Genomic DNA, 256 nt, shown 5'->3' on the forward strand with positions numbered 1-256 from the left:
GTTGCAGCCCGCCGCCTGTTCGAGAACGGCATCATGATCAAGGACGGCTCCGCCATGGAGCGGATGGCCGAGATTGACACTGCCATTTTCGACAAGACAGGCACATTGACCCTCGGTCAGCCCAGACTGATCGATGCAGATGCTATTGATCCCCACAATCTGGAAATTGCTGCCGAGCTGTCGCTTTATTCGCGTCATCCGTTGTCGCGCGCACTTGCGCTGTTTTCGGGCGCAAAACCAATGACCGCTTTTACCC

General features: G+C 56.2%; 1 pseudogene. It reads left to right on the forward strand.

The window, feature by feature from the left end:
* Window positions 1-256: pseudogene (locus SB753_RS39090) on the forward strand (hypothetical protein); the annotation flags it as partial.

The sequence above is a fragment of the Paraburkholderia sp. SIMBA_053 genome (assembly GCF_046534895.1).
Classification (GTDB): domain Bacteria; phylum Pseudomonadota; class Gammaproteobacteria; order Burkholderiales; family Burkholderiaceae; genus Paraburkholderia; species Paraburkholderia caledonica.